Below are 23,710 nucleotides of genomic sequence, written 5' to 3' on the forward strand. Positions count from 1 at the left end.
CCCTCCCACCGTCAACGCAAAGCGCGGCCACAGACGTCCGTACTGTCCTGGTGGCCGCACAAGTCCCGCTGATCCCCCTGGATACGGAATTCTACGGTCAGCTCACCTATGCGTGAAGCGTTAACTACAGGCCGGTTTTCCTCGGCGGCCACGAAGAGTCGGCTCACGCAACCGACAACCCTCTCAGCCGTCGACGGCAGCTGGGCTACTGCCGGTGCCTCACGACCACGGGGGTCAGGCGGGGGGCAGGAGTTCGTGTCGCCGCTCAGCCGCGCCACGCCCGCCGCAGTAACGCGCCCCCTCCCACGTCCCGCCCCTGGCGCCCTCAGTCCCAGCAACCGGTCTTCGCCCCGTCCGTCTCGGAGCCGACCTCGACATGGAATCCGGAGCCCGAGTCGAACTCCGGCCCGGCGTCGTAGTCGTACTCGATCTTCAGTGGGCGGGCGGTCGTGAACTGCACGGGCAGCAGCAGAGCGTCACCGTCGCCGCCCTTGGTGAAGCACAGTCCAACTACGGTGTCGGCGACATCGGGGTCCACGGGGTCGGACTGCAACCGCCGGCCACCCGACTGGGCGTCGGGTGCGGTAGAGGTCGACCACCTCCTGTGGGGAGCCGGGGACTGCCGCCACTCGTTCAGGGCGCGAGTGTCATAGGTCCGGCTCTTGACAGTGCCCGGGCCCGCCTCCCGGGCCACACGGGTCGCCAGCTGGTCGACGTGCGCGATCTCCCAATGCGAAGAGGCCCGGCCCCGACCATGTTGCGGTCGGAGCCCGGCGATCACGTTGGTTCGTCCGTTGCCGATGCCGACTTGTTCGATGGCCGGTCGGCGAAGATCGCCACATGCCATGCGCCACTCTCGCGCGTGACAGTCACCGTTTCACGAAGATCCTCCCCGGTCTTGGCATCCGCCACCAGCTTGGCCGAGCCCACGTCCGGGCCGAAGTCGTGATCGACTTTCAGATCGACGATCCGCAGATCCCGGCCGCCCTTCTCCACGAGGATCTGCTGGGCTTCCTTCTTCGCCCGCCGGTCCTCAGGGACGCCGCCGATGCGCATCAGTGCCTTGGCGTCACGGGAGTTGAGGGCATCAACGTAGGATTCCACCGCCTGCCGCGCCCCGTTGTCGTCCGTCGCGCCCGGTTCACCCCCTCCGCACCCTGCCGCCGTGATCGTCATGGCGACCACGGCGCCGAGCAACCATCTACGCTGCACTTCCCCTCCCCGGGTGGCATTGGCATCGCAGTCATCTTCCCCGCTCAGGTGCGATGGGCACTTCTTCAGGCCGCACACGCCACCGCCGCGCTCCCGAGTTCGGCAAACAAGCATCCACCGCTCCAGCCCTCGCTTCGCCGGCACATCGGCACTCAGGGAAATGCGCGGCACGAGCCTTGAGGTTCCCGGCGTGCGTCAGCTCTGTCCGACGGACTTCGGAAAGACTTTTCACCGCCTGCCGTTGCCAGCCTCTGAGAGACCCGACCGAAAGACAGGACTCCGACGCAGGTCAGCGGTCTTCTCTCAGACAAAGCCGCAGGTAGCGGCAGACGAGTCGGGCTGTACGCCGGGTTCTGTCACCCAACCGCCTCGCGGCGGCCGGGGAGACGGCCATCCATCTAGGGCCGGCGTTGCCGCCGGCCTCGTGCGGTCTACCCGCGGACTCGGGCGGGCTGCCCTCGGACGTCCGCGCAGGGCCGCTTTCTACGGCGGCCCCTCTTGACCTTGCTCCGGGTGGGGTTTACCTAGCTGCCCAGGTCACCCTGGGCACTGGTGGTCTCTTACACCACCGTTTCACCCTTACCGAGGACCGAGGTCCCCGGCGGTTTGTTTTCTGTGGCACTGTCCCGCGGGTCACCCCGGGTGGCCGTTAGCCACCACCCTGCCCTGTGGAGCCCGGACGTTCCTCGGGAAGTTCCCCGTCAGGGGGACTCCACGCGGCCGTCCGCCCGGCTCGTCTGCCGTGTCGACCATGCTACCCGGCGGCCACCCGTCCTCCGTCCCGTCGACGCCGTCGCCAGGAACGAGCCCGCCAGGATCAGGGCGAAGGAGGACAGGACCGCGGGGGTCAGGCGTTCGTCCAGGAAGATCGCGCCCGCCGCCACCGCCACCGCCGGGTTGACGTACGTGAAGACCGTCGCCCGCGTCGGGCCCACCTCCCGGATCAGTTCCAGGAACGCGACGAACGCCAGGGCCGTGCAGATCACACCGAGGGCCGCGAGGGAGATCAGGGCGGGGGTCGAGGGGAGAGTGGACGGTCGGGTCAGGGCCGCCGCGGGGGCGTAGACGACGGCCGACAGGAGCAGGACCGGGGCTATCAGCTGGAGCGTGGGGACCTGCTTGAGGTGGCGGGCCATGATCAGGGGGGCCGTCGCGTAGCCGACCACCGTGACCAGGACCTCGGTGAGGGAGAGGACGTTTCCGCCGGTCAGGTGGGGAATCGTGAGGATCCCCACGCCGCCGAGGCCGAGGGCGAGGCCCGTCGTCCGGCGGGCGCCCAGGCGTTCGGTGTCGCCGAAGAAGCGGGCCAGCAGGACGCTCACGATGGGGACGCCCGCGATCAGGAGGCCGGCGGTGGAGCTGGAGAGGTGGCGTTCGGCGTCGGTCAGGGTCCACCAGGGGCCGATGACCTCGATCACGGCGAAGGCCAGCATCGGGCGCCAGTGCCCCAGGACGACACCCGGCAGTCCGCCCTGACGGATCGCGAAGGGGAGCAGGAGGGCCGCGCCCAGGGCGCAGCGTACGAAGACGACCATGGACGGCGACACCTCGTCCACCGCCACTTTGATCATCAGGTAGGGAACGCCCCAGAGGACTCCCATCAAGGAGAACAAGGCCCAGCCGCGTGCAGTCATGGGACGATTCTCGTCAGGTCAGCGGTGTACGTCTTGAACGCTGTTGCGGTACGCCGCGGGCGTCACTCCCAGCACCCTGCTGAACCAGCGCGTCATGTGGGCCTGGTCCGCGAAGCCCACCTGACCGGCCACCTCCGCCGGGCGCCCGCCCGCCTCCAGCAGCGCCCGCGCCCGGCTCACCCGGTGCTGCGCGAGCCATGCGTACGGGGGCATGCCCATGGTCGTACGGAAGGCGCGCAGGAGCTGGTAGCGGGAGAGGCCCAGGTCGGTGGCGAGGTCGGCGAGGGAGGGGGGAGCCGCCAGCTCGTCGGCGAGACGGTCCCGTACGGTCAGGGCGATGCCGCTCGCGCCGGGGATCGCGTCGGAGGTCGGGCGGGACGTGGAGTGCCGGCGGGCCAGCGCCGTGAGCAGCCAGGGGAGGCGTGACTCGGCTTCCAGGGGGTCGGGGCCGGTGCTCAGCTCGATGTGGGCGGTGCGCAGGGCGGCGGCGAGTTCGGGGTCGTGGAGGAGCGGGTCGCGGAAGTGCGGGGTGCCGCCGAGGATGCCGTCGGTGAGGAGGTCGGGGGCCGGGTAGAGGCCGCGGTAGGCGTAGGTGCCGAAGGCCGACTCGCCGGTGTGGACCTCGCCCGGGGCCAGGACGACGATGGAGCCCTCCCCCACGGTGAGGGCGCCGCCCCGGTAGTCGATGCACGAGGCGCCCTGGACGCAGATGCCGATGCTGAATTCCTCGTGCGTGTGCGGGGCGTAGCGGTGGCGGTCGAAGCGGGCGGTGAGGAGGTCGAGGGGGCGGTCGGGACGGCCGAGGGTCGCCCGGGTCCACCGTGTCTCGCCGCGTATGCTCACTCCGGTCTCCCCCTTCGCCCGGCTCCAGGCTACGACGCCCGGCGGGCTCGGAGGAGGTCCGGTCCGAGGTCTGCGGACCGCGCGGTCGGCCACACCGCTCCATGACTTGACCTTGCCGTAGCGTCAACGTTTCTACTGGGCGTATGCGGATCGGAGAGCTGGCCGCGACCGTCGGTGTCACTCCGCGGGCCGTGCGGCACTACCACCATCTCGGGCTCCTGCCGGAGCCGGAGCGGCGGGCGAACGGGTATCGGGACTACACCTTGCGGCACGCGGTCGTGCTGGCGCGGATCCGGCGGCTGACGGAGCTGGGGCTCGGGCTGGCCGAGGTGCGGGACGTGCTCGCGGACGATGCCGGGCGTGAGCTCGTCGAGGTGCTCGGCGAGCTGGACGAGGATCTGGCCCGGCAGGAGTCGGAGATCCGGGAGCGGCGCGAGCGGCTGCGGGTTCTGATCGAGGACGCGCGTGCCGGGCGGCTGCCGGCCGAGGGGCCCGTGTCGCCCGAACTCGCGTCTCTGTTCGGGAGGTTCGGGCCCGCGCCGCAGTCCCCGATGGCCGCGAAGGACCGGGAGGTCTTCGCGCTGCTGGAGACCACCGCGACGCCGGAGGCCCGTGCCGCGATGCTGGCCGCGCTGGAGAGCATGATGGCCGCCCCCGGCGCGGTGGAGCGGGTGCGTGAGGCGTACGCGCTGCTCGACGCGCTCGCCGACGCCGAGCCCGACGACCCCCGCGTGGCGGAGGCCGCCCGCGTGCTCGCCGAACTCGTTCCCGCGGACATGGTCCCGCCGGACACCGACATGGACACCGACGGCGGTGACGGCGGCAGCGGCGGTTTCCTGCGCGCCTTCTACGCCGACTTCGCCCCTGCCCAGGCGGAGGCCATCCGCCGCACGCTCCACATGCTGAGGGAGGACCGCCCATGAGGACCACGGGGACGATGACAGGTTTCAGGAGCGCCCACCGGATCGCCCGCTCTCTCGTCCGTCATGAGTTCCTGCTGCTGGCCGGCCTGTTGCGCTGGGTGGCGCGGCGGCCGCACGGGGTCGGGGACGGCGGGCGGGCGTTCGGGTACGCGCGCGGCCAGGGGGCCATGATGTTCGGGTTCGGGTTCGTGTGTGTCGTCGAGACCGTGACCATGGCCGTACTGCTGCGCGACTTCCCGCTCGTGCACGGGGCCTTCCTCGTCCTCGACCTCTACACGATCCTCATCGTCGTCGGTCTCCACGCGGCCTCCGTCACCCGCCCCCACGTCCTCGCCGGCACGACCCTGCGCCTGCGCCGCTTCGCCACCGTGGATCTGCGCGTGCCGCTCGACGCCGTCGCCTCGGTACGGCGTGAGCTGCGTACGACGCACGAGAAGCGGGACGGTGAGCTGAACATGGCGATGAGTTCGCAGACCACCGTCACCGTCGAACTGGCCACGCCCGTCACGTACCTGACCCTCCTCGGGCGCCCCAGGCAGGTGCGCCTGGTGCGCTTCCACGCCGACGAGTCCGATCAACTCGTGCGTCTGGTGCGGGAGTTCACGCCGGAACGAAACGCGCCTTCGCCACTCCCGGTTCGGCCTGCGTGAGCCGCACCCGCAGCCGCTCCCCCAGCGGCAGCCGGTCGCCGGGGCTGCCCACGACACGGCCGATGACCGCCGGGTTCGCCAACTGCACGGTTCCGGCAGCGGGTCGATCCTCCTCGACGTCCACCACGCACCCTTCGAAGACCTCCCCCACCCGGTCCCTCAACAGTGCCGCCTCGACGATGTCGACGCACTCGCGCTCCACACGTCCGGCTCGTCGGGTGCCCTCGGTCATCTCGTCCGGGAGGGTGGCGAAGGCGGCCAGGACCCACTCGGGGGTCGGGGCGCCGGCCGCCGCCGCGAGGCAGATCTCCGAGGCGTAGCGGTCCACGAGCCGGCGGAGCGGGGCCGTGCAGTGGGCGTAGGGAGCGGCGACGGCGGAGTGCGTGGTGATGTCGGGGAGGCGGCCGTCGCGGAAGGGCGTGTAGTGCGCGCCCCGGAGCAGGGTCGTGCACTCCAGGAGGAAGGCGGCGTGGCGCGGGTCGTGCGGGTCGAGGGAGCGGACGAGCCGGGCGTACGAGACATGGTGGGGCCAGTCGATGTGCAGGGCCTTGGCGGTACGGCGGAGGCGGCCGACGGCGCCGTCCGGTGCGGCGGGGAGGGTGCGTAGTACGCCGGTGCCGTGGGCGAGCATCAGTTCGGCGGCGGCCATGCCCGTGAGGAGCGAGATCTGGGCGTTCCAGCCCTCGGCGGGGAGGGGGGTGCGGTAGGTCAGCTCGTAGCGTGCGCCGCCTATGCCACTGCCGTCGTCACCGCTGCTGCCGTCACCGCCGCTGCCGCTGCCGCCACCGCTGCCGTACCCGCCTCCGCCTCCGCCTCCGCCTCCGCCTCCGCCTCCGCCTCCGCCTCCGCCTCCGCCTCCGCCTCCGCGGGCAGGGTGCTCGGTGATCTCCTGCTCGGGGATGGTGAGGGAGATGCCGCCGCGTTCGACCTCCAGGCGCTCGCGCAGCCGCCCGATCTCCTTGAGCAGGGTGAGGGGTTCCTCGGCCGTACCGTCGCCGATCGCCTTCTGTACGCCGGCGTAGTCCAGCTTGGCGCGGCTGCGTACGAGGGCCCGGCGGACGTCGACGGTCTCGGTGCGGCCGTCCGTGTCGAGGTCCAGCGTCCACAGGACCGCCGGGCAGGTGTGGCCCGGGAGCAGGCTGGCCGCGCCCTCGGAGAGGCCGGCGGGGTGGAGGGGGACGTTGCCGTCGGGGAAGTAGAGGGTCGTCACCCGGCGGTGGGCCTCGGCGTCGAGTGCGCCGCCGGGGGTGACGAACGCGGCGACGTCCGCGATGGCGTAGTGGACGCGGTAGCCGCCGTGGCGTCCCCGGCCCCCGTCGGCCGGGCGTCGCGACAGGTGCATCGCCTGGTCGAGGTCGGTGGAGGTGGGCGGGTCGATGGTGAAGAGGGGCAGGTCCGTGGCGTCGTACGACGGCAGGCGCGGTGACGTCGCGGCCTGGTCCGCCTCGGCGAGGACCTGGGGCGGGAAGGCGTCGGGCACACCGAGTTCCCCGCGCAGCGCGCGCAGGGCCGCCCGGAGGGGGGCCTCGGCGGCGCCCTTGACGCGGAGGTGGCGGCGGGGCATGCGTCGAGCGTAGGGCCGGGCGGGCGGGACGGCACCCCCTGGCCTTTCGGAGCCCTGCCCTCCGACCCCGTACGCTGTCGCGGAGCCCGAACCCCGGAAGCCCCGAGACCCCCCGGGGACCCCGGAAACCCCCGAGAACAAGGAGCCCCCGTGCTCGTCCTGCTGCCCCCGTCCGAAGGCAAGGCCCCCTCCGCGGGTGGCGCTCCCCTGAAGCTGGAGGGGCTGTCGCTGCCGGCGCTCAACGGGGCGCGCGAGGCGGTGATCGGTGAGCTGGTGGAGTTGTGCGCCGGCGACGAGGACAAGGCGCGTGAGGTGCTCGGGCTGAGCGAGGGGCTGCGCGGGGAGGTCGCCAAGAACGCGGAGCTGCTGACGGCGGGCACCCGGCCGGCGGGGCAGGTCTACACCGGGGTGCTGTACGACGCCCTCGACCTCGCCACCCTGGAGACCGGCGCCAAGCAGCGGGCGGCGCGTTCGCTGCTGGTCTTCTCGGGGCTGTGGGGCGCCGTCCGCGTGACGGACCGTATCCCCTCCTACCGTTGCTCGATGGGCGTCAGGCTGCCGGGTCTCGGGGCGCTCGGCTCGTACTGGCGTACGCCGATGGCGGCCGCGCTCCCCGAGGCGGCCGGCGGCGGACTCGTCCTCGACCTGCGGTCCTCGGCGTACACGGCCGCGTGGAAGCCGAAGGGCGAGGTGGCCGGCCGGACCGCGACCGTACGGGTGCTGCACGCCCCCACCCGGAAGGTCGTCAGCCACTTCAACAAGGCGACCAAGGGCCGCATCGTACGGAGTCTGCTGTCGGCCGGGATCGCGCCCAAGGGCCCGGCGGAGCTGGTGGAGGCGCTGCGGGACCTCGGGTACGTGGTGGAGGTGGAGCCTCCGGTGGGGGCGGGGAAGCCGTGGACGCTGGATGTGCTGGTGGACGAGGTCCACTGAAACCGGTATTGCAGCATGCGCAACGGCCGTTGTGCGTGCTGTGCGCCCCGGGCAGGATGGCTCCATGTCGTCGTCGTACGCCTCCGTCCTGGACCTCGCGCCCGTGCTGCCGGTGGTCGTCGTCGACGGTCCCGGCGATGCGGTGCCGCTCGCGCGGGCGCTGGTCGCGGGCGGGTTGCCGGCGATCGAGGTGACCCTGCGGACGCCGGGTGCGCTGGACGCCGTGCGGGCGATCGCGGCGGAGGTTCCGTCGGCGGTGGTCGGGGTGGGCACGGTCATCACTCCCGCGCAGGTGACGGAGGCCGTCGCGGCGGGCGGGCGTTTCCTGGTCAGCCCCGGCTGGACGGATGTCCTGCTGACGGCGATGCGGGCGTCCGGGGTGCCGTTCCTGCCGGGGGTGTCGACCGCGTCGGAGGTCGTGGCGCTGCTGGAGCGGGGCGTGCGGGAGATGAAGTTCTTCCCCGCGGAGGCGGCGGGCGGCGGGGCCTATCTGAAGTCGCTCGCCGGGCCACTGCCGCAGGCGCGCTTCTGTCCGACCGGCGGGGTCGGGCCGGGCAACGCCCCGGAGTACCTCGCCCTCCCCAACGTCGGTTGTGTGGGCGGCACCTGGATGCTTCCGCCCGATGCCGTGGCCGCGCGGGACTGGGCGCGGATCGAGAGGCTGGCGCGGGAGGCGGCGGGCCTCGGTGACCGCCGTTCAGCGCAGGTGTGACGTGTCGTTGAGGAGGCGGAGGGTGGCGTTTCCGTCGGCGTAGTAGGCCAGGGCCGACAGGGAGGCCGCCGACAGTTCCATGCGGAAGAGGGACTCCGGGGGCGCGCCGAGGGCCAGGCGGACGAGGGTCTTGATCGGCGTGACGTGGCTGACGAGCAGGACGGTACGGCCCCGGTGCGCCGCGACCAGCTCGTCGCGGGTGGCGGCGACGCGGTGCGCGACGGCCTCGAAGCTCTCTCCGCCGCCGGTGGGTTCGGCGTCCGGGGAGGCCAGCCAGGCGTTCATGTCGTCCGGGTAGCGCTCCCGGACCTCACCGAAGCTCAGTCCCTCCCACGCGCCGAAGTCCGTCTCCCGCAGCCCGTCCTCGACGGTCACACCGAGGCCGAGCCGGGCCGCGACGATGCCCGCCGTCTCCCGGCACCGGGCCAGTGGCGACGACACGACCTCCTGGATCGTGCCCCGGGCGGCGAGCACCGCGGCGACCCGCTCGGCCTGGTACCGGCCGACCTCGGAGAGCGACGGATCCGATCCACCGCTCCCCGAGAACCGCTTCTGCGGGGTGAGCGGCGTCTCGCCGTGCCGCAGCAGCACGAAGGTGGCCGGGGTCCCGAGATCGGGGGCGGCGGAGGCGACGTTCTTGGCGGCGCGGAGATCGGCGGCGACAGAGGCGACGTTCTCGGCAGCGCGCAGATCGGCGGTGGCAGCGGCGGTGGCACGGACATCGGCGGGGGTTCGGGGGCCGGCGGGGGTTCGGGGGCCGGCGGCGGCACCTCGGGTGTCGGCCCCGGCGGATCGGCTGCGGCCGTGGGACGAGGTGCCGGTCTCGGCGGCTCGGCCGCCGCCTGAGGAATCGGCTCCAGCACCGGCGGACCCGGTACCGCCGGAGGAATCGGCTCCAGCACCGGCAGACCGGCTGCCACCAGAGGAAGCGGTGCCGGCCACGGCAGGCCGGGCGCCACCGGAGGACACCGCGCCCGGCTCGGCAGAGCGGCTGCCACCGGAGGAAGCGGTGCCGGTCTCGGATGACCGACCGCCGCCAAAGGAATCGGCTCCGGCACCGGCGGACCGGCCGCCACCGGAGGGCTTCCCGCTCGCCCCAGCGAATCTGCTGGCGCCGGGGGCAGCCAGGGGGATTCCGGCAGCCTTCTGGGACGACGGGGCGGCCGGGTCGGCCAAGCCCTCTCCCGTGTTCTGTCCGTCGCCGGTCCTGCCCCCGGGCGCGGGCTCCCCCTTGGCCTCCGCCAGCGCGGCCCTCGCCTTCGCCGCACCCGCCGCGGCGTCGCCGGGCGGCCCCGACGGCTCCAACCGGGCGGCGGCAGCGGCGGACCGTGCCGCCCGCGTGTCCAGGTCCGCGGTGGACGCGGCGGGCGACCACTGCTCGCCGCGCTTGCCCGCGTCCATCGCCTCGTTGGCCAGCCGGTCGGCGTGCTTGTTCTGGTCGCGCGGCATCCACTCGTACGTCACGCGGCCGGGCGGGAAGACCCGTGCGGCCTCGGCGGCCAGCGGCTTCATGTCGGGGTGCTTGATCTTCCAGCGGCCCGACAGCTGCTCGACGACGAGCTTGGAGTCCATACGGACCCGGACGGACGCCTCCGGGTCCAGTTCGTACGCCGCCCTCAGCCCCGCGATGAGCCCGCGGTACTCGGCGACGTTGTTCGTGGCGATGCCGATGTACTCGGCGGCCTCCACCAACGTCTCGCCCGTCACCGCGTCGAGGACCACGGAGCCGTAGCCCGCCGGTCCCGGGTTGCCCCGGGAACCGCCGTCGGCCTCGACGATGAACTCCCGCACCCCGACAGCCCCTTGCCGCCTCTAGAGGCCCGACTCGGACGTACGCACCAGGATGCGGCCGCAGTTCTCGCAGCGGACGACCGTGTCGGGCGAGGCCTTGCGGACGTCGTTGAAGTCGGTGATCGACAGCTCCTGGCGGCAGCCCTGGCAGGTGCGCTGGTACAGCCTGGCCGCTCCGATGCCGCCCTGCTGGTCGCGCAGCTTGTCGTAGAGCTTGAGGAGATCCGCGGGGACGGCCGCCGCGATGACCTCGCGCTCCTTCGTCACCGTGGCCACCTCACCGTCGATCTCCTCGAACGCGGCGTCCCGGCGCGCGGTGGCGTCGTCGATCTTGCCCTGTACGGCGCCGACCCGCTCGGTCAGCTCGGCGACCCGCTCCTGCGTGGACTCGCGGCGCTCCATGACCTCCAGGACGATGTCCTCCAGGTCGCCCTGCCGCTTGGCGAGAGAGGCGATCTCGCGCTGGAGGTTCTCCAGGTCCTTCGGGGAGGAGACGGCGCCCGAGTCCAGGCGCTGCTGGTCACGGACGGCGCGCTGACGCACCTGGTCCACGTCCTGCTCGGCCTTGGTCTGCTCGCGGGCGGTGTCGCTCTCCTCGGTCTGCGCGGCCACGAGCAGGTCGCGCAGCTGGGTGTGGTCCTTCGTCAGCGACTCGATCTCGGCGTGCTCGGGCAGCGACCTCCGCTTGTGCGCGAGCTGCTGCAGGCGTACGTCCAGGCCCTGGACGTCGAGAAGTCGGATCTGGTCGGCGGGCGCGGCGTTCAGTTGGGGGCTCCCAGTGGGTCAGAAGAAGTGGGCGACGGGTGGGCGGACGCCGCGTGGGCGGTCCAGGGGTCGGTGACCGTCTTGGAGACGTGGACGCGCAGGTCCCATCCCTCCCGGTCGGAGATCTCGTCGAGCTGGGCGGCCGCCAGCTCGCACCAGGGCCATTCGGTGGCCCAGTGCGCCGCGTCGAGCAGCGCGAGGGGGGTGGCGGTGGCCTCCGTCGTCCGGGCGACGGCCTCGGAGGCGGGGTGGTGGCGCAGGTCCGCGGTGAGGAAGGCGTCGACGCCGGCCGCGCGGACGTCACCGAAGAGGCTGTCGCCGGAGCCGCCGCTGACGGCGACCGTGCGGACGACCGCGTCGGGATCGCCGGCGACCCGGATGCCCTGCGCGGTGGCGGGCAGCCGCTCGGCGGCCCGCGCGGCCAGCTCCCGGACCGTCAGCGGGTGGTCCAGCTCGCAGACCCGGCCGAGACCGCGCCGGCCGGTGGGGTCGGCGGGGTCCGGTACGAGGGGGCGCACGACCCTGAGGCCGAGCGCGCCGGCGAGGGCGTCACTGACGCCGGGGTCGGCGGTGTCGGCGTTGGTGTGGGCGACGTGCAGGGCGATGTCGTGCTTGATGAGGGTGTGCACGACCCGGCCCTTGAAGGTCGAGGCCGCCACCGTCGTCGTACCGCGCAGGTAGAGCGGGTGGTGGGTGACCAGCAGGTCGGCGCCCAGCTTCACCGCTTCCTCGACGATCTCCCCTACCGGATCGACGGCGAACAGGACCCGCGTGACCTCCTGGTCGGGGTCGCCGCAGACCGTGCCGACCGCGTCCCACCCCTCGGCCCTCTCGGGCGGCCAGAGGGCGTCGAGCGCGGCGATGACTTCAGACAGACGGGGCACGGACAAAGGCTACCTGCACCGCTCCCGTCCCAGACCGGCCGCGGTCGGTTGACCAGCCGCCCCCTCGGCCGCCTCGCCCGCCCCGGGGTGACAGCCTCCCCCTCGCGCCCCGTCCGGCAGCACATGAATCGGCGTTCCCTCAGGCGAACCGCGGGACGAACACCCTTATGTGTGAAGGGGGTGCGGGTTGTCCCACGTCTGTGCGTGCGAAAACTAGCTTCGTCACCGGAGGTGATCGAAACATGACGGCCTGTACTTCCCCCTCACCCTCGACGGGCCACGGGGACGAGTCGGGACAGGGGGACGAGGAGAAGGACGCGGACGCGACCGGAGAGAGATTCGGGAGCGAGGGACTCGCGGTCGACGTGGGGGCCGACGCGCACGCGGGGCCAGGGACGTACGCGGGGGCAGACGCGTACGCGGGGCCGGGGACGTACGCGGGGCCAGGGACGTACGCGTACGCAAGGCCAAGGGCGTACGCGATGCCCGGCGCGCACGCGGGGCGGCCCGGGGCGCACGCGGGGCCCGGGGTGCACGCGGGGGGCGGTGGTGGCGGGGAGGGCCGGCCGGGGCCGGTCGCGGCCCCGGGGCGGACCGCGACCGGGCCCGGCTGTGTGATCACCGCCGACGGGTCGTACGCGGCGCGCCTCGCGCTCGACGGCGAGTCCTGGTTCCCCGAGCGCTGGACCCTCGACGGCCCCGAACCGTACGCCGTGCCCCTGCCCGGCAACCAGCCCGAGGAGCCCGGCACGGAAGTGCTCCCCCTGGCCGACGGCCGGGTCCTCATCCACCGGCTGGCCGCCGACCGGCACCTGTTCTCGCTCCTCTACCCGACCGGCCCCGGCACCGGCGAACTCCCGCTCGGCGCCGTCGAATGCGCCGACCCGGCGGCCGAGATGCGGCTGCTGCCACCCGCGCCGTGCGGGAAGCGGGCGTACGCCCTCGCCCTCGGCCGCAGCGCCACGACCGTGTGGCTGGTGGCGGGCGGAGCCTTCGGGCCGGAGGTGGTGGCGCAGGTGCCGGGGCGGTGTTCGGGCGGCGTCTGGCTGGACGGTACGGGCCGGCTTCTCGCCCTGGACCAGGAACGGGACGGCCGGACCAAGTCGGTGGCGGTCGACCTGGAGCAGGGCGGCGCGGTCTCGCCGCTGCTGCAGATCGCGGACGACAGCGACGACCGGGTCCTGCTCGCCGACCCCGACAGCGGGCTGCTCCTGATCCGTTCGGACGCGCCCTCCCCCGGTCACGACCGGCTCGGCTGGGGCGTGCTCGGCAGCACGCTCCCGGTCCGCTTCCCGGAGTGTCTGCGGGTGCCGGACGGTCATGCCGTCACCCCGTTCGCCATCCAGCCGGGCCAGATCCTGACCCCCGAGAGCTGCGCGGTCGCACTGCGCCTGGACGGCCCCCGGGGCAGCTGGGTCGGCGTCTGGCGTCCGGCGGCCCGACGGATCCTCCACCTGCCCGCCCCCGAGGGCTGGTTGACAGGCGCCGGGTCGTGGACCCGGGAGGGAGTGCTGCACCTGCCGTACGCGACCGGGCTCGTGAGGTGCGGGGTGGCCCGGACGGGGGTGGCCTGGGACCCGGACGAGCCGGAAGCGCCGGAGGGATCACCAGGGGAATACCGGGACGGGGATGCTGACCGCGGAGAGGCTCCGGGGCCGGGGGGCGCGGGCGCACCACCTCTGCCCGGAGCGTCAGGTGCGGGGGTGTCCGGGCCGGCGGTCTCCGACGCGGGGGTGTCCGGGGCGGAGCCGTCCGGGGCGGAGCCGGTCGTACCCGTCGCCGCTCGGCCCGTCCCCTTGCAACAGGCGCCGCTGGAGGGGCGCGTGCCCGAGGAGGTGACCGTCGGGTGAAGGTGAGGTGCGGGGCGCGGGCGAGGTGGACGTGGCGCGGCGACACGCCCGTCGGGTGCTTTCGAGGCGCTCGGGTCCGCCCGTTAAAATCACCCGCCGATAAGAAGATCATTCGACGGGGAACATTTCCAATGAGCGACGTGCACACGATCCAGCCGCCCACGGCCGACTCCCACGAGGCGGACGGCCACGGAAAGCACCGGGGTCAGATCGCGGCCCAGGAGGCCGAGAGGACGAGCCCCCGAGGGCGCCACCGCAAGCCGGCGGACCACACGGAGCCGACGGCGTCCGCCTGACCGACGGCACGCGTCCGTTCCGGTCACCTCTGGAGAAACGTCCATGCGACGCCAGAGTCGACCACCGCTGCACCGGGCCCCGCTCGTCCTCGACGAGCGGGGCCTTCGCGTTCCGGGAACGGCCGCTCCCCTTCCACCGCCCCGCTACCCTTCCACCGCCCCGCTACCCTTCCACCGCCCCGCGACCGTGCCTCAGCCCCAACACCTCCGCCGCCGCGAACGTCTCCCCCTCCGGCCGGTCGGCGTAGTGCGGCGTGAGCAGGCCGTCCAGTTCGTCGTAGGTGAAGGCGTCCTGTTTGGTGTCGAACTTGGCCCGCACACGCGGGCGTTCGACGATCGCGACCATGCCGCCGTGCACGACGAGGAGCTGGCCGTTGACCCGGGCGGCGGCGGGTGAGGCCAGGTAGCCGACGAGGGGGGCGACGTGCTCGGGCGCGAGCGGGTCGAGGGCGGTGCCGTCGCCGTCCGCCGTGGCCCCCGGGAGGCCCGCGAAGACGTCCTCGGTCATCCGGGTCCGGGCGCGCGGGCAGATGACGTTCGCGGTGACGCCGTACTTGGCGAGCGCGAGGGCCGTGGAGGTGGTCAGCCCGACGATGCCGCCCTTCGCGGCCGCGTAGTTGGGCTGTCCGGCGGAGCCGGCGAGGAACGCCTCGGAGGAGGTGTTCACGACGCGCCCGTAGACCCGTCCCCCGCCCTCGCCCGACTTCGCCCGGGCACGCCAGTGGGCGGAGGCGAACCGGATCGTGTTGAAGTGCCCCTTGAGATGCACCCGCACGACCGAGTCCCACTCGTCCTCGGACATGGAGAAGACCATGCGGTCGCGCAGGATGCCCGCGTTGTTGACGAGGATGTCCAGCTTTCCGAACCGGGCGACCGCCAACGCGACCAGTTCCCCGGCCTGTTCGTGATCGGACACGTCACCGATGTGCGCCACCGCGCGGCCGCCCGCCGCGCGGATCGACGCCGCGACCTCCTCGGCGGGCCCGGTGGACACCTCGCCGGAACCGTCCCGTCCCGGCCGGCCGTAGTCGTTGACGACCACGGCCGCGCCCAGCCGGGCCAGCTCCAGCGCCTCGGCCCGGCCGAGCCCGCGCCCCGCACCGGTCACGATCGCGGACAGTCCTTCGAGCGGCCGTCCGCCGAGCGTCGAAGTCATCCCTAGCCCCTCTCCCCCTGTCATCCGCTCCCACCCGCTCCCATCCGCTCTCGCCCTCTCATTCGCGCGGTGGTCAGATCTCGATGCAGGTTCGCAGCGCCACACCGGTCCGCATCTGGTCGAGCGCCTCGTTGATGTCGGCGAGGGGCACCCGGTGGGTGATCAGGCCCGCGAGGTCGATGCGGCCGGCCCGCCACAGGGCGATGGTCCGCTCGTAGGAGCGCAGGACGTCCCCGCCGCCGTACATGGACGGCAGGATCCGCTTCTCGTCGAAGAACAGCTCGAACATGCTGAGCTGCAGGAAGTCGTCCAGAGCGCCCGCGCCGACCACGACGAGGGTGCCGCCGCGCCGGGTGGCCTCGTACGCCGTGCGGGCGGTGGCCGAGCGGCCGACGACCTCGAAGACGTAGTCGAAGCCCTCGCCGGCGGTGACGGACTGCTTGGTGTCGGCCAGCTCCTCCGGCGAGATCGCCTTGGTGGCACCGAACTTGAGCGCCGCCTCGCGCCGCGAGACCACCGGGTCGACGGCGACGATCTCGGCGGCGCCCTTGAGCCGGGCCCCCTGGATCGCCGAGATGCCGACGCCTCCGCAGCCGATGACCGCGACCGACGAACCGGCCTCCACATCGGCGGTGTTGAGCGCCGCGCCGAGACCGGTGGTGACGCCGCAGCCGATGAGGGCGGCGATGTCGAAGGGCACGTCGTCCGGGATCGGCACCGCGCAGCCGGCGTCGACGACGACCTCCTCGGCGAAGGTGCCCGTGCCCGCGAAACCGAAGACGTCCCCGGTGGGCCGCTTGAAGTTGGGCGTACCGGCGTTGAGGAATCCGGCGAGGCAGAGCTGTGTCTGGCCGCGCTTGCAGGCGGGACAGGTGCCGCAGGCCGGGAGCCAGCACACGACGACCCGGTCGCCCGGCTTCAGGTGGGCGACCCCTTCGCCGACCTCGACTATCTCGCCGGCGCCCTCGTGCCCCGGCACGAACGGTCCGGGCTGCGGCAGCACTCCGGCCATCGCGGACAGGTCGGAGTGGCACAGCCCCGTGGCCCGCACCCGGATCCTCACCCGCCCCGGTCCGAAGCCCGTCGCCTCGACGTCGTCGAGCACGTCGAGCTTGTCCTGACCGATCTCGTGCAGTACGGCTGCGCGCATGGTGCGGCTCCCCTCAGAAGTACCTGACCTGCGTCTGTACCGATGGGCTCATTCGTGTGCGACCAGCGTGTCCGCCAGCACCGGCGCGTCGTCCCGCTCGACGGCGCCCACCGTCACCCGCACCGAGCGGTCGTCCTGCCGCCACATCCGGATGCGGAGGGTCTCGCCCGGGAAGACGACGCCCGCGAAGCGCGTCCCGTAGGAGCGGACGCGGCCGACGTCCCCGCCGAGCACGGTGTCCACCACGGCCTTCAGCGTCATCCCGTAGGTGCACAGCCCGTGCAGGATCGGCCGGTCGAACCCGGCCCGCCCGGCGAACTCCGGGTCGGCGTGCAACGGGTTCCAGTCGCCGGAGAGGCGGTAGAGCAGCGCCTGGTCCTCGCGGACGGTCCGCTCGATCTCCTTGTCGGGCGCGGTCGTGGGCGGTTCCTGCCGGGTGGACGGCCCACGCTCACCGCCCCAGCCGCCCTCGCCCCGTACGAAGATCTGCGCCTCGTTCACCCACAACGGGCCCTCGGTGTCGGCGACTTCGGTCCGCATGACCAGGACGGCCGCCTTGCCCTTGTCGTACACCGCCGCCACCCGCGAGGTCGCGGTGGCCCGCCCCTGGACCGGGAGGGGCCGGTGCACCTCGACGCGCTGGCCGCCGTGCAGGACCTTGGCCAGGTCGACGTCGACGCCGGGCGCGTTCAGGCCGCCGATGACGTCCGGTGAGCCCGCGCCCGCGACGGTCGCGAAGCTCGGCAGGACGTGCAGCCGGGACTCCAGCGTGTAGCGCAGCTCGTCGGGGTCGGTGGCCGGGACACCGGCGCCGATCCCCAGGTGGTAGAGCAGGACGTCCTTGCGACTCCACGCGATCTCGGCGGAACGGGGCTCGGCCGCGAGCGCCTTGGCTGCGTCGATGGGCATGGGGCTCCTGTGTGCGGTGGGTGGCGGACGGGGGACCGGCGGCGCGTGGGCCGGCGGAGGGCGAGCCGGGGGACGCCGGCCCGCACTGAGAAACCTCGGTACGACCGTCCGCACCAGCGGTCGCACCGAGGTCGTCACGACCGGCCCGCAACCCGCCCACCTAGAACGCGTTCCAGTCCGGCGACCCTCTGTATAGCCGAGCCGCGTGCACTTGTGAAGACTCCTGACGCTACGTCAGATACACCTCGCTCCACCCCCTCCACCGATGACATCCGTCCTGCCGCACTCCGTGCACACGCCTCCGCCGGCGCGCACCCAGCCTTCGCGGGAGTTCGACTGTGCGGTCGCGGACCACCGGTCGCCGCCACCCTCGCCCGCGCCCGTCCGAATCGTCGCCTTCGCCCTACTCTTGGGTCGTGAACGAGATGCCCCGGGATCACCGGACCGCCAAGTCCATCAGGGTTCTGCTCGCCGAGGACCAGGGGATGATGCGGGGCGCGCTGGCGCTGCTGCTGGGCATGGAGCCGGACATCCAGGTCGTGGCACAGGTCGGCACGGGCGACGCGCTCGTGGACGCGGCGCTGATCCACCGGCCGCATGTCGCGCTGCTGGACATCGAGCTGCCCGGGATGGGCGGTCTGGACGCCGCCGCCGCGCTGCGGGACGAGGCACCCGACTGCCGGGTGCTGATCCTCACCACCTCCGGCCGGCCCGGATATCTCCGCCGGGCCATGGACGCGGGAGCCGCCGGGTTCCTGGTCAAGGACGGGCCCGTGGAGGAGCTGGCCCGGGCGATCCGCCGGGTGCTGACCGGCGAGACCGTCGTCGATCCGGCCCTCGCCGCGGCCGCGGTGAGCGCCGGGCCCAACCCGCTCACCGACCGCGAACGCGACACCCTCGACGCCTCCGCCGACGGCGCCACGGTCGCCGACATCGCCGCCCGGCTCCACCTCTCCGAGTCCACCGTGCGCGACCACCTCTCCTCCGCCATCGGCAAGACCGGCACCCGCGAGCGCACGGAGGCGCTGAGGGAGGCCCGGCAGCAGGGATGGCTGTAGCCGTCCGGTCGCCGCGTCGCGTCGTCACCGCGTCACGTCGTCAGCGCCACCTCCACCGACCGGTATTGCACCCCCTCCGGCGCCAGGGCCACGAACCAGCTCGCCTCGGCGCCCTTCACCTCGACGATGCGGGGATCGCCCGGGTCCGCCTTGCCGGCGCCCTCGCCCTGACGCTTGACGTCGACGAAGGTGCCGTCGGACCAGGTGACCCTCACCTCCTGGGCGGTGGGGGCGACCTGACCGACCACGAGGCGTTCGGGGTCGTCGTCGGAGGGGTGGTCGATGCCGAAGGGCGTCGCGAAGACCTGCAGGTCCGCGCCCGAGGGCGTGTCCGACTCGCCGAAGGTTCGCGAGCCCTGCCCCGGAGGGCCTGCGTGGACCCCCGGCGCCCCTGACGCGCCGTCATTTCTCCATGAGCGGGTCAAGTTTTCGTTAGTCACTCAAAACAACGGAATAGTTGCCCAGGCGCACGAGGTTCAGCTGACACCTACCTTGACCCGGCCAGGAGGCCCCGCCCCATGACGCACCACGCACCGCCGACGGCCGACCGCCCCGCCGCGGAGGGCACGGGACCTACACGCTCCCCCGGAGCGATCGTCCCGGTCCTGGCCTTCGCGGGGATCGTCGTCGCGGTGATGCAGACCCTGCTGGTCCCGGTGATCAAGGACCTTCCGCAGTTGCTGGACACCTCCCCCAGCAACGCGACCTGGGTACTGACCTCCACCCTGCTCTCCGGCGCCGTGGCCACCCCGATCATGGGCCGTCTCGGCGACCTCTTCGGCAAGCGCCGCATGCTGCTCGCCAGCCTCGCCGTGATGGTGGTCGGCGCGCTGATCAGCGGTTTCACCAGTGCGCTCCTTCCGATGATCGTCGGCCGTACCCTCCAGGGCTTCGCCATGGGCGCGATCCCGCTGGGCATCGGTCTGATGCGCGACGAGCTGCCCCGCGAACGCCTCGGCTCCGCCATGGCGCTGATGAGCTCCTCCATAGGCGTCGGCGGCGGGCTCGCCCTGCCCCTCGCCGCCGCGGTCGCCCAGAACGCCGACTGGCACCTCCTGTTCTTCGGCGCCGCCGGTCTCGGCGTCCTGTCCATCGTGCTGACCCTCGTCGCCGTACCGGAGACGAAGACGCGCGCACCGGGCAGCTTCGACCACCTCGGCGCGGTCGGCCTCTCCGCCGGCCTCGTCCTCTTCCTCCTGCCGATCACCAAGGGCAGCGACTGGGGCTGGACCTCCACGACCACGCTCGGCCTGTTCGCCGCGTCGGTCGTGGTCCTGCTCCTCTGGGGCGTCTGGGAGCTGCGGGTTCCCGCACCGCTGGTGGATCTGCGCACCACCGCCCGCCGCGAGGTCCTCCTCACCAACCTCGCCTCGATCATGGTCGGCGTCTCCTTCTACGTCGTCTCCCTCGTCCTGCCGCAGCTTCTCCAGCTGCCCTCCGCCACCGGCTACGGTCTCGGGCAGTCGATGATCGTCGCGGGTCTGTGCGTGGCTCCGCTCGGTCTGACGATGATGTTCACCGCGCCGGTCTACGCCCGGATCTCCGCCAAGTACGGCCCCCGGGCCACGCTCATCCTGGGCCTGCTGATCATCGCGGTCGGCTACGGCGCCGGTCTCGGCCTGATGAGCGCCGCCTGGCAGACCGTGGTCGTGTCGGTGGTCCTGGGCGCGGGCATCGGCCTCGCCTACTCCTCGCTGCCCGCGCTGATCATCGGCGCCGTCGACCCGTCCGAGACGGGCGCGGCCACCGGGCTCAACACGCTCATGCGGTCCATCGGCACGTCCGTGTCGAGCGCCGTCGTCGGCATGGTGCTGGCCGACACCGCGCACCACGTCGGCGGGGTCGCGATCCCGACCATGCACGGGTTCCGTGTCTCCTTCCTCATCGCCACGGCCGCAGTCGCCGTCGGCCTCCTGCTGGCCCTGCTCCTGCCGAACCGGCGCCCCGCGCCGACGCTGCGCGCGAGCAGTGAGGGTGAGCGTGCGGGTGAGGCCGACGTGGCCTCCAGGGAGGGCACGTCGGCCGTCGCCCGCTAGGTCGCGCCCCCGGCGCCCTCTCGCGCCCCTTCCCGCCGCGCCGCCTGGGGTGAGTGGGCAAGTGCACGTCCGGTGGGACTTCTCGCGCAGTTCCCCGCACCCCGGAAGGCAGGGGCCGCGCCCACTGCCTTCCAGGCCCGCCGAAGCCTTGTCTCCCACCCGGCCCCGGATCCGCACCCGCACCCGCACCCGCACCCGCACACGATCCCCGGTCCCCGGTCCCGCACACGATCCCCGGTCCCTCCCGTCGATCACCGCATGGCAGCATGGGGCGCCCCCTGTGACGTACGACCACCCGGAGGACCCATGTCCGCGGCAGCGAACCCCACGCCCATGCCGGCGCCCGAGCCGGAGGTGCTCGGCGCGTTCGAGGCGGCGAAGGGGTTCATGCCGGCCGGTGAAGGGCTGGCCCTGTACGCCGCGGCGGTGGAGGCGGGGCGGCTGGGGCTGCCGTTGCTGGAGGTGGGGACGTACTGCGGTCGGTCGACGATCCTGCTGGCCGACGCCGCCCGTGCGGCGGGGGTGCCGGCGATCACGGTCGACCATCACCGGGGCAGCGAGGAGCAGCAGCCGGGCTGGGAGTACCACGACGAGTCCACCGTCGACCCCGAGGTGGGCCGTATGGACACGCTCCCCACCTTCCGCCGCACCCTGCACCGGGCGGGCCTGGAGGAGCACGTCGTCGCGGTCGTCGGCCGTTCCCCGCAGGTCGCGGCCTTCTGGGGCACCCCCCTCGGCCTCGTCTTCGTCGACGGCGGCCACACCGACGAGCACGCCACCGCCGACTATGAGGGCTGGGCCCCGCACGTCGCCCCGGGCGGCCTGCTCGTCATCCACGACGTCTTCCCGGACCCCGAGGACGAGTTCACCGGGCAGGCCCCGTACCGCGTCTACCTCCGCGCCCTCGCCTCCGGCGCCTTCACGGAGGTCTCCGCGACGGACTCCCTGCGGGTGCTGCGGCGGACCGGGGCCGGGATCTGACCCGCGGCACCCGCAGGGAGTCCGTCGGCCACGGAGCCGGCGGGTTACGCCACCTCTATGCCGTGGTCCTGGACCAGTTCCTCCAGGCCGCCCCGGTACCCCTTGCCGCCGACGACGAAGTCCCAGTCGCCGCCCGCGCGGCGGCGGAAGGAGCCGAGGGTGAGGGCCGTCTCGCCGGCGCGGCCGTCGGAGACGTCGAGGCGGCCCTGTTCGGTCCGGAAGGGGTCCAGGAGGCGGATACCGGCGTCGGTGAAGCCGGAGAGATCGGCGTCGGGGTTTGCTTCGGGGTCGATCGCCGCCACCAGGACCAGACGGTCGGCCTCGGCCGGCAGCGCGTCGAAGGCGACCAGGATCGCGGCCTTGTCGGGCGTGGTCGGCGGGACGGCGCGGACGGTGCCGTCGGGGGTGCGGAGGTTGTTGTAGAACACGAAGTGGTCGTCGCTGAGGACCCGGTTGCCGTGGCAGACGAGCGCGCAGACGTCCAGGGCGACGCCGCCGGTCCAGTACATGCCGAGCACGCTGTGGTCGTCCGGAGCCGGGCCCGGGTCCGTGCCGTCCGCGCCGTCCGAGGAACCCGGGACCCCCGGGACTCCCGCGGAGCCCGACGCGTCCGGGTCGTCCGCCGGGGTGCGCTGGGCGGGCAGCACCACGGTGGGGGCCGTCGAGGACGCCGGCGCGGGCGCGGGGCGCTCGCCGGTGCCCAGGCGTCCCCGGAGCCCGTGCCGGTGCAGCAGGTCGACGAGTTCGCGGCCCGAGACCAGCTCCAGCGGTTTGCCGTTGGCGAAGGTGTGGGAACCGGGCCCGAACTTGGACGTCGTCACCAGGACACCCTTGTTGGCGCCGGCGTCCTGGACCGTGCCGTAGAGGTCGCGGACGGCTGTCGGCGGGACCGTGTTGCGGTACCGCTTGACCTGCACGACGATCTTGCCACCCCGGATCGGGGCCGGGTCCAGGGCGTCGACGTCCACCCCGCCGTCGCCCGAGCGCTGGGTCGTGACCGCCTGCATGCCCATGGCCCGGAACAACTCGGCGACCAGTGCCTCGAAGGCGAGGGGATCCATCTCCAGCAGGTCGGGCTCGTCCTCGCCGCCGTGCGTGACGACGCCGTTGCCCACGTCGTCGGGCCTGCGCTCGGGGCGGACGGGCGTGCGCTGGTCGGGGCGGGCGGAGAGCCTGCCCCGGAGCCCGTCCGTCAGGCAGTCCACGGCGCTGACCTGCTCCAGCCGCAGCTCGGCGAAGACCGACCGGGACACGGTGAGGGCCGCCAGGACGATCTGGGTTCGACGCCCGGTCGCCGGATCGTGGTCGTCCACGAACCCGTTCACGACGACGGAATCCAGGGCGCCGAACTCGTCGGCGGCGAAGAGGTCGTGGAGCACGAGCAGGACGCACTGCGCGAGCACGTCGCGGTAGAGAGCGCGCCGCTGGGTGACCGGACGCGGGCGCACCTTGTCCTGGTCGACGCTCGGCATGTAGACGACGCTCTTGGCCTCGGGGACGACGTCGTACCGGGGCAGCTCCCAGTCCAGGACCAGGTGCCGTGCCGCCGAGTCGTACGCCGCTGAGACTCCCCGGGGGAAGCCGTCGGGCCAGGCGGGTGAGGCGTAGAGGGCGGCGGAGAAGTAGTCGACGGCGGCCTCCGGGTCGCCGTCGCGCAGGGCCGTCGCCATCTGCGCGAGCCCGGCGTTGTGCCGCCGGATCTCCGCCCGCTGCCCTTCCGCCCACTCCTCGTACTGCCGCTGGTACTGCGCCAGTTGACGCTGCCGCTGCTGCTCGGCGGCCTGCGCCGCGTGCCAGTCGTGCTCGTACCGGGCGCGCGCCTCGGCCTGCGCCTGTGCCCGGCGCTGGGCGGTCCAGCCGCCCTGTGCCTGATAGTGGCCGGGGTCCGGCATGGGGACCGGCTGGGCGAGCGGCCCGGGGGAGAACGGCTCCAGCCGTTCGGTGCGGGTGAGGGACGCGGCCCGGAACGCCGGGGCCCGGCAGCCGGCGACCAGCAGCCCCTCCAGCGCCTGGACCTGCGCGTCCAGTTCCTCGGTACGCCGCCGTGCCTCCGCATCGCGCTGCTGCCGGTACGCCGCCTGCTGTTCCCGCTGGCTGCGGGCCACCTCGCGCTGATAGGCGCGTTGCTGCCGTTCGTACTCGCGCTGCTGCCGGGCCCGTTCCTCCGACTGACGCTGTTGCTGGCGTTGTGCCTCGGCCCAGATGCCGGCCAACCCGTTGGAGCGACGACTCATGTGCTGCAGGCCCTCCCACCGGGGCCCACCGACCGCGCGCCGGAACCCCGCCCCCACAACCAGACGTGACCGTCCGGCTTTCAGACGTAACCGCCCGACTTTATCCCGTGACGGCGCCCGCGCCTACCG

Annotated in this window: 21 protein-coding genes, 1 other RNA gene and 1 pseudogene; 9 read left to right on the top strand and 14 right to left on the bottom strand. The window is 73.1% G+C overall.

Features of this window, described 5'->3' with window-relative positions; all coding sequences use genetic code 11:
• Window positions 1-325: 325 nt before the first annotated feature.
• From ACFU5F_RS06025 to ACFU5F_RS06045, 5 genes and pseudogenes are all read right to left on the bottom strand, one after another.
• Window positions 326-553, bottom strand: a complete 228-nt coding sequence (locus ACFU5F_RS06025) for a hypothetical protein (protein ID WP_383882588.1) — start codon at window positions 551-553, stop codon at window positions 326-328.
• A 224-nt stretch (window positions 554-777) separates the two neighbouring features.
• Window positions 778-1,383, bottom strand: coding sequence for a hypothetical protein (locus ACFU5F_RS06030; protein WP_383882591.1), 606 nt, complete (start codon window positions 1,381-1,383; stop codon window positions 778-780).
• A 155-nt stretch (window positions 1,384-1,538) separates the two neighbouring features.
• Window positions 1,539-1,948, bottom strand: an RNA gene (gene rnpB, locus ACFU5F_RS06035) — RNase P RNA component class A.
• Between the two features lie 118 nt (window positions 1,949-2,066).
• Window positions 2,067-2,846: pseudogene (locus ACFU5F_RS06040) on the bottom strand (DMT family transporter); the annotation flags it as partial.
• An 18-nt stretch (window positions 2,847-2,864) separates the two neighbouring features.
• Window positions 2,865-3,689 carry a helix-turn-helix domain-containing protein gene (locus ACFU5F_RS06045; RefSeq protein ID WP_383882594.1) on the bottom strand — a complete coding sequence of 275 codons (825 nt, stop codon included), beginning with the start codon at window positions 3,687-3,689 and terminating at the stop codon, window positions 2,865-2,867.
• Window positions 3,690-3,832: 143 nt separating this feature from the next.
• Between ACFU5F_RS06045 and ACFU5F_RS06050 the strand changes: the two genes are divergently transcribed.
• Entirely contained in the window at window positions 3,833-4,612 is a 780-nt protein-coding gene (locus ACFU5F_RS06050) for a MerR family transcriptional regulator (RefSeq protein ID WP_383882597.1), read from the top strand.
• Window positions 4,613-4,626: 14 nt separating this feature from the next.
• Entirely contained in the window at window positions 4,627-5,262 is a 636-nt protein-coding gene (locus ACFU5F_RS06055; protein ID WP_383882601.1) for a hypothetical protein, read from the top strand.
• Here the strand turns inward: ACFU5F_RS06055 and ACFU5F_RS06060 are convergent.
• Complete coding sequence (locus tag ACFU5F_RS06060) at window positions 5,213-6,826, bottom strand: RNB domain-containing ribonuclease (RefSeq protein WP_383882603.1); 1,614 nt, start codon at window positions 6,824-6,826, stop codon at window positions 5,213-5,215. The genes ACFU5F_RS06055 and ACFU5F_RS06060 overlap by 50 nt on opposite strands.
• 150 nt (window positions 6,827-6,976) lie before the next feature.
• Here ACFU5F_RS06060 and yaaA point away from each other — a divergent pair, with 150 nt between their 5' ends.
• A complete protein-coding gene (gene yaaA, locus ACFU5F_RS06065; protein WP_383882606.1) occupies window positions 6,977-7,759 on the top strand; it encodes a peroxide stress protein YaaA in 783 nt (260 codons plus the stop codon).
• A gap of 64 nt (window positions 7,760-7,823) precedes the next feature.
• Entirely contained in the window at window positions 7,824-8,471 is a 648-nt protein-coding gene (eda, locus tag ACFU5F_RS06070) for a bifunctional 4-hydroxy-2-oxoglutarate aldolase/2-dehydro-3-deoxy-phosphogluconate aldolase (RefSeq protein WP_383882608.1), read from the top strand.
• Here eda and ACFU5F_RS06075 read toward each other — a convergent pair.
• The 3 genes from ACFU5F_RS06075 to ACFU5F_RS06085 are packed head-to-tail and all read right to left on the bottom strand — an operon-like array spanning window position 8,457 to window position 11,911.
• Window positions 8,457-10,262: a bifunctional RNase H/acid phosphatase gene (locus ACFU5F_RS06075; protein ID WP_383882610.1), complete on the bottom strand. Its 1,806-nt coding sequence runs from the start codon at window positions 10,260-10,262 to the stop codon at window positions 8,457-8,459. The two genes, eda and ACFU5F_RS06075, sit on opposite strands and share 15 nt — an antisense overlap.
• Before the next feature lie 21 nt (window positions 10,263-10,283).
• On the bottom strand, window positions 10,284-11,027 hold the full coding sequence (locus tag ACFU5F_RS06080) for a zinc ribbon domain-containing protein (protein ID WP_383882790.1): 744 nt from the start codon (window positions 11,025-11,027) through the stop codon (window positions 10,284-10,286).
• On the bottom strand, window positions 11,024-11,911 hold the full coding sequence (locus ACFU5F_RS06085; protein WP_383882613.1) for a Nif3-like dinuclear metal center hexameric protein: 888 nt from the start codon (window positions 11,909-11,911) through the stop codon (window positions 11,024-11,026). Before ACFU5F_RS06085 ends, ACFU5F_RS06080 begins: the two co-directional genes overlap by 4 nt.
• Window positions 11,912-12,153: 242 nt before the next feature.
• On the opposite strand from ACFU5F_RS06085, the gene ACFU5F_RS06090 reads away from it, so the two are divergent.
• Both ACFU5F_RS06090 and ACFU5F_RS06095 read left to right on the top strand, forming a co-directional pair.
• On the top strand, window positions 12,154-13,761 hold the full coding sequence (locus ACFU5F_RS06090; RefSeq protein ID WP_383882615.1) for a hypothetical protein: 1,608 nt from the start codon (window positions 12,154-12,156) through the stop codon (window positions 13,759-13,761).
• 131 nt (window positions 13,762-13,892) lie between these two features.
• Window positions 13,893-14,057: a hypothetical protein gene (locus ACFU5F_RS06095; protein ID WP_383882618.1), complete on the top strand. Its 165-nt coding sequence runs from the start codon at window positions 13,893-13,895 to the stop codon at window positions 14,055-14,057.
• Between the two features lie 163 nt (window positions 14,058-14,220).
• Here ACFU5F_RS06095 and ACFU5F_RS06100 read toward each other — a convergent pair whose 3' ends face one another.
• The 3 genes from ACFU5F_RS06100 to ACFU5F_RS06110 all read right to left on the bottom strand — a co-directional run bounded on the left by ACFU5F_RS06100 (window position 14,221) and on the right by ACFU5F_RS06110 (window position 17,272).
• Window positions 14,221-15,213, bottom strand: coding sequence for a 3-oxoacyl-ACP reductase (locus ACFU5F_RS06100; protein WP_383882621.1), 993 nt, complete (start codon window positions 15,211-15,213; stop codon window positions 14,221-14,223).
• 73 nt (window positions 15,214-15,286) lie between these two features.
• Complete coding sequence (locus tag ACFU5F_RS06105) at window positions 15,287-16,363, bottom strand: Zn-dependent alcohol dehydrogenase (RefSeq protein WP_383882624.1); 1,077 nt, start codon at window positions 16,361-16,363, stop codon at window positions 15,287-15,289.
• Between the two features lie 48 nt (window positions 16,364-16,411).
• Window positions 16,412-17,272, bottom strand: a complete 861-nt coding sequence (locus tag ACFU5F_RS06110) for a MaoC/PaaZ C-terminal domain-containing protein (RefSeq protein ID WP_383882627.1) — start codon at window positions 17,270-17,272, stop codon at window positions 16,412-16,414.
• 425 nt (window positions 17,273-17,697) lie between these two features.
• Here ACFU5F_RS06110 and ACFU5F_RS06115 point away from each other — a divergent pair, with 425 nt between their 5' ends.
• Window positions 17,698-18,330 (top strand): response regulator, encoded by a 633-nt coding sequence (locus ACFU5F_RS06115; protein ID WP_383882793.1) that lies wholly within the window; start codon window positions 17,698-17,700, stop codon window positions 18,328-18,330.
• Window positions 18,331-18,362: 32 nt separating this feature from the next.
• Here the strand turns inward: ACFU5F_RS06115 and ACFU5F_RS06120 are convergent, their stop codons facing one another.
• A complete protein-coding gene (locus ACFU5F_RS06120; protein ID WP_383882630.1) occupies window positions 18,363-18,755 on the bottom strand; it encodes a hypothetical protein in 393 nt (130 codons plus the stop codon).
• A 93-nt stretch (window positions 18,756-18,848) separates the two neighbouring features.
• On the opposite strand from ACFU5F_RS06120, the gene ACFU5F_RS06125 reads away from it, so the two are divergent.
• Window positions 18,849-20,366: an MFS transporter gene (locus ACFU5F_RS06125; protein ID WP_383882633.1), complete on the top strand. Its 1,518-nt coding sequence runs from the start codon at window positions 18,849-18,851 to the stop codon at window positions 20,364-20,366.
• Window positions 20,367-20,672: 306 nt separating this feature from the next.
• On the top strand, window positions 20,673-21,347 hold the full coding sequence (locus tag ACFU5F_RS06130; protein ID WP_383882637.1) for a class I SAM-dependent methyltransferase: 675 nt from the start codon (window positions 20,673-20,675) through the stop codon (window positions 21,345-21,347).
• 44 nt (window positions 21,348-21,391) lie between these two features.
• Here the strand turns inward: ACFU5F_RS06130 and ACFU5F_RS06135 are convergent, their stop codons facing one another.
• Window positions 21,392-23,581, bottom strand: a complete 2,190-nt coding sequence (locus ACFU5F_RS06135; protein ID WP_383882640.1) for a restriction endonuclease — start codon at window positions 23,579-23,581, stop codon at window positions 21,392-21,394.
• Window positions 23,582-23,710 lie beyond the last annotated feature (129 nt).

Source organism: Streptomyces sp. NPDC057438 (assembly GCF_042802995.1).
In the GTDB taxonomy this organism is placed as follows: Bacteria; Actinomycetota; Actinomycetes; order Streptomycetales; family Streptomycetaceae; genus Streptomyces.

Bases quoted from the DNA above. Each gene is read 5' to 3' on its own strand.
- ACFU5F_RS06050 (WP_383882597.1), top strand. From the start codon at position 3,833: ATGCGGATCGGAGAGCTGGCCGCGACCGTCGGTGTCACTCCGCGGGCC.
- ACFU5F_RS06055 (WP_383882601.1), top strand. From the start codon at position 4,627: ATGACAGGTTTCAGGAGCGCCCACCGGATCGCCCGCTCTCTCGTCCGT.
- ACFU5F_RS06060 (WP_383882603.1), bottom strand. From the start codon at position 6,826: ATGCCCCGCCGCCACCTCCGCGTCAAGGGCGCCGCCGAGGCCCCCCTC.
- eda (WP_383882608.1), top strand. From the start codon at position 7,824: ATGTCGTCGTCGTACGCCTCCGTCCTGGACCTCGCGCCCGTGCTGCCG.
- ACFU5F_RS06090 (WP_383882615.1), top strand. From the start codon at position 12,154: ATGACGGCCTGTACTTCCCCCTCACCCTCGACGGGCCACGGGGACGAG.
- ACFU5F_RS06095 (WP_383882618.1), top strand. From the start codon at position 13,893: ATGAGCGACGTGCACACGATCCAGCCGCCCACGGCCGACTCCCACGAG.
- ACFU5F_RS06100 (WP_383882621.1), bottom strand. From the start codon at position 15,213: ATGACTTCGACGCTCGGCGGACGGCCGCTCGAAGGACTGTCCGCGATC.
- ACFU5F_RS06105 (WP_383882624.1), bottom strand. From the start codon at position 16,363: ATGCGCGCAGCCGTACTGCACGAGATCGGTCAGGACAAGCTCGACGTG.
- ACFU5F_RS06110 (WP_383882627.1), bottom strand. From the start codon at position 17,272: ATGCCCATCGACGCAGCCAAGGCGCTCGCGGCCGAGCCCCGTTCCGCC.
- ACFU5F_RS06115 (WP_383882793.1), top strand. From the start codon at position 17,698: ATGCCCCGGGATCACCGGACCGCCAAGTCCATCAGGGTTCTGCTCGCC.
- ACFU5F_RS06125 (WP_383882633.1), top strand. From the start codon at position 18,849: ATGACGCACCACGCACCGCCGACGGCCGACCGCCCCGCCGCGGAGGGC.
- ACFU5F_RS06130 (WP_383882637.1), top strand. From the start codon at position 20,673: ATGTCCGCGGCAGCGAACCCCACGCCCATGCCGGCGCCCGAGCCGGAG.
- ACFU5F_RS06135 (WP_383882640.1), bottom strand. From the start codon at position 23,581: ATGAGTCGTCGCTCCAACGGGTTGGCCGGCATCTGGGCCGAGGCACAA.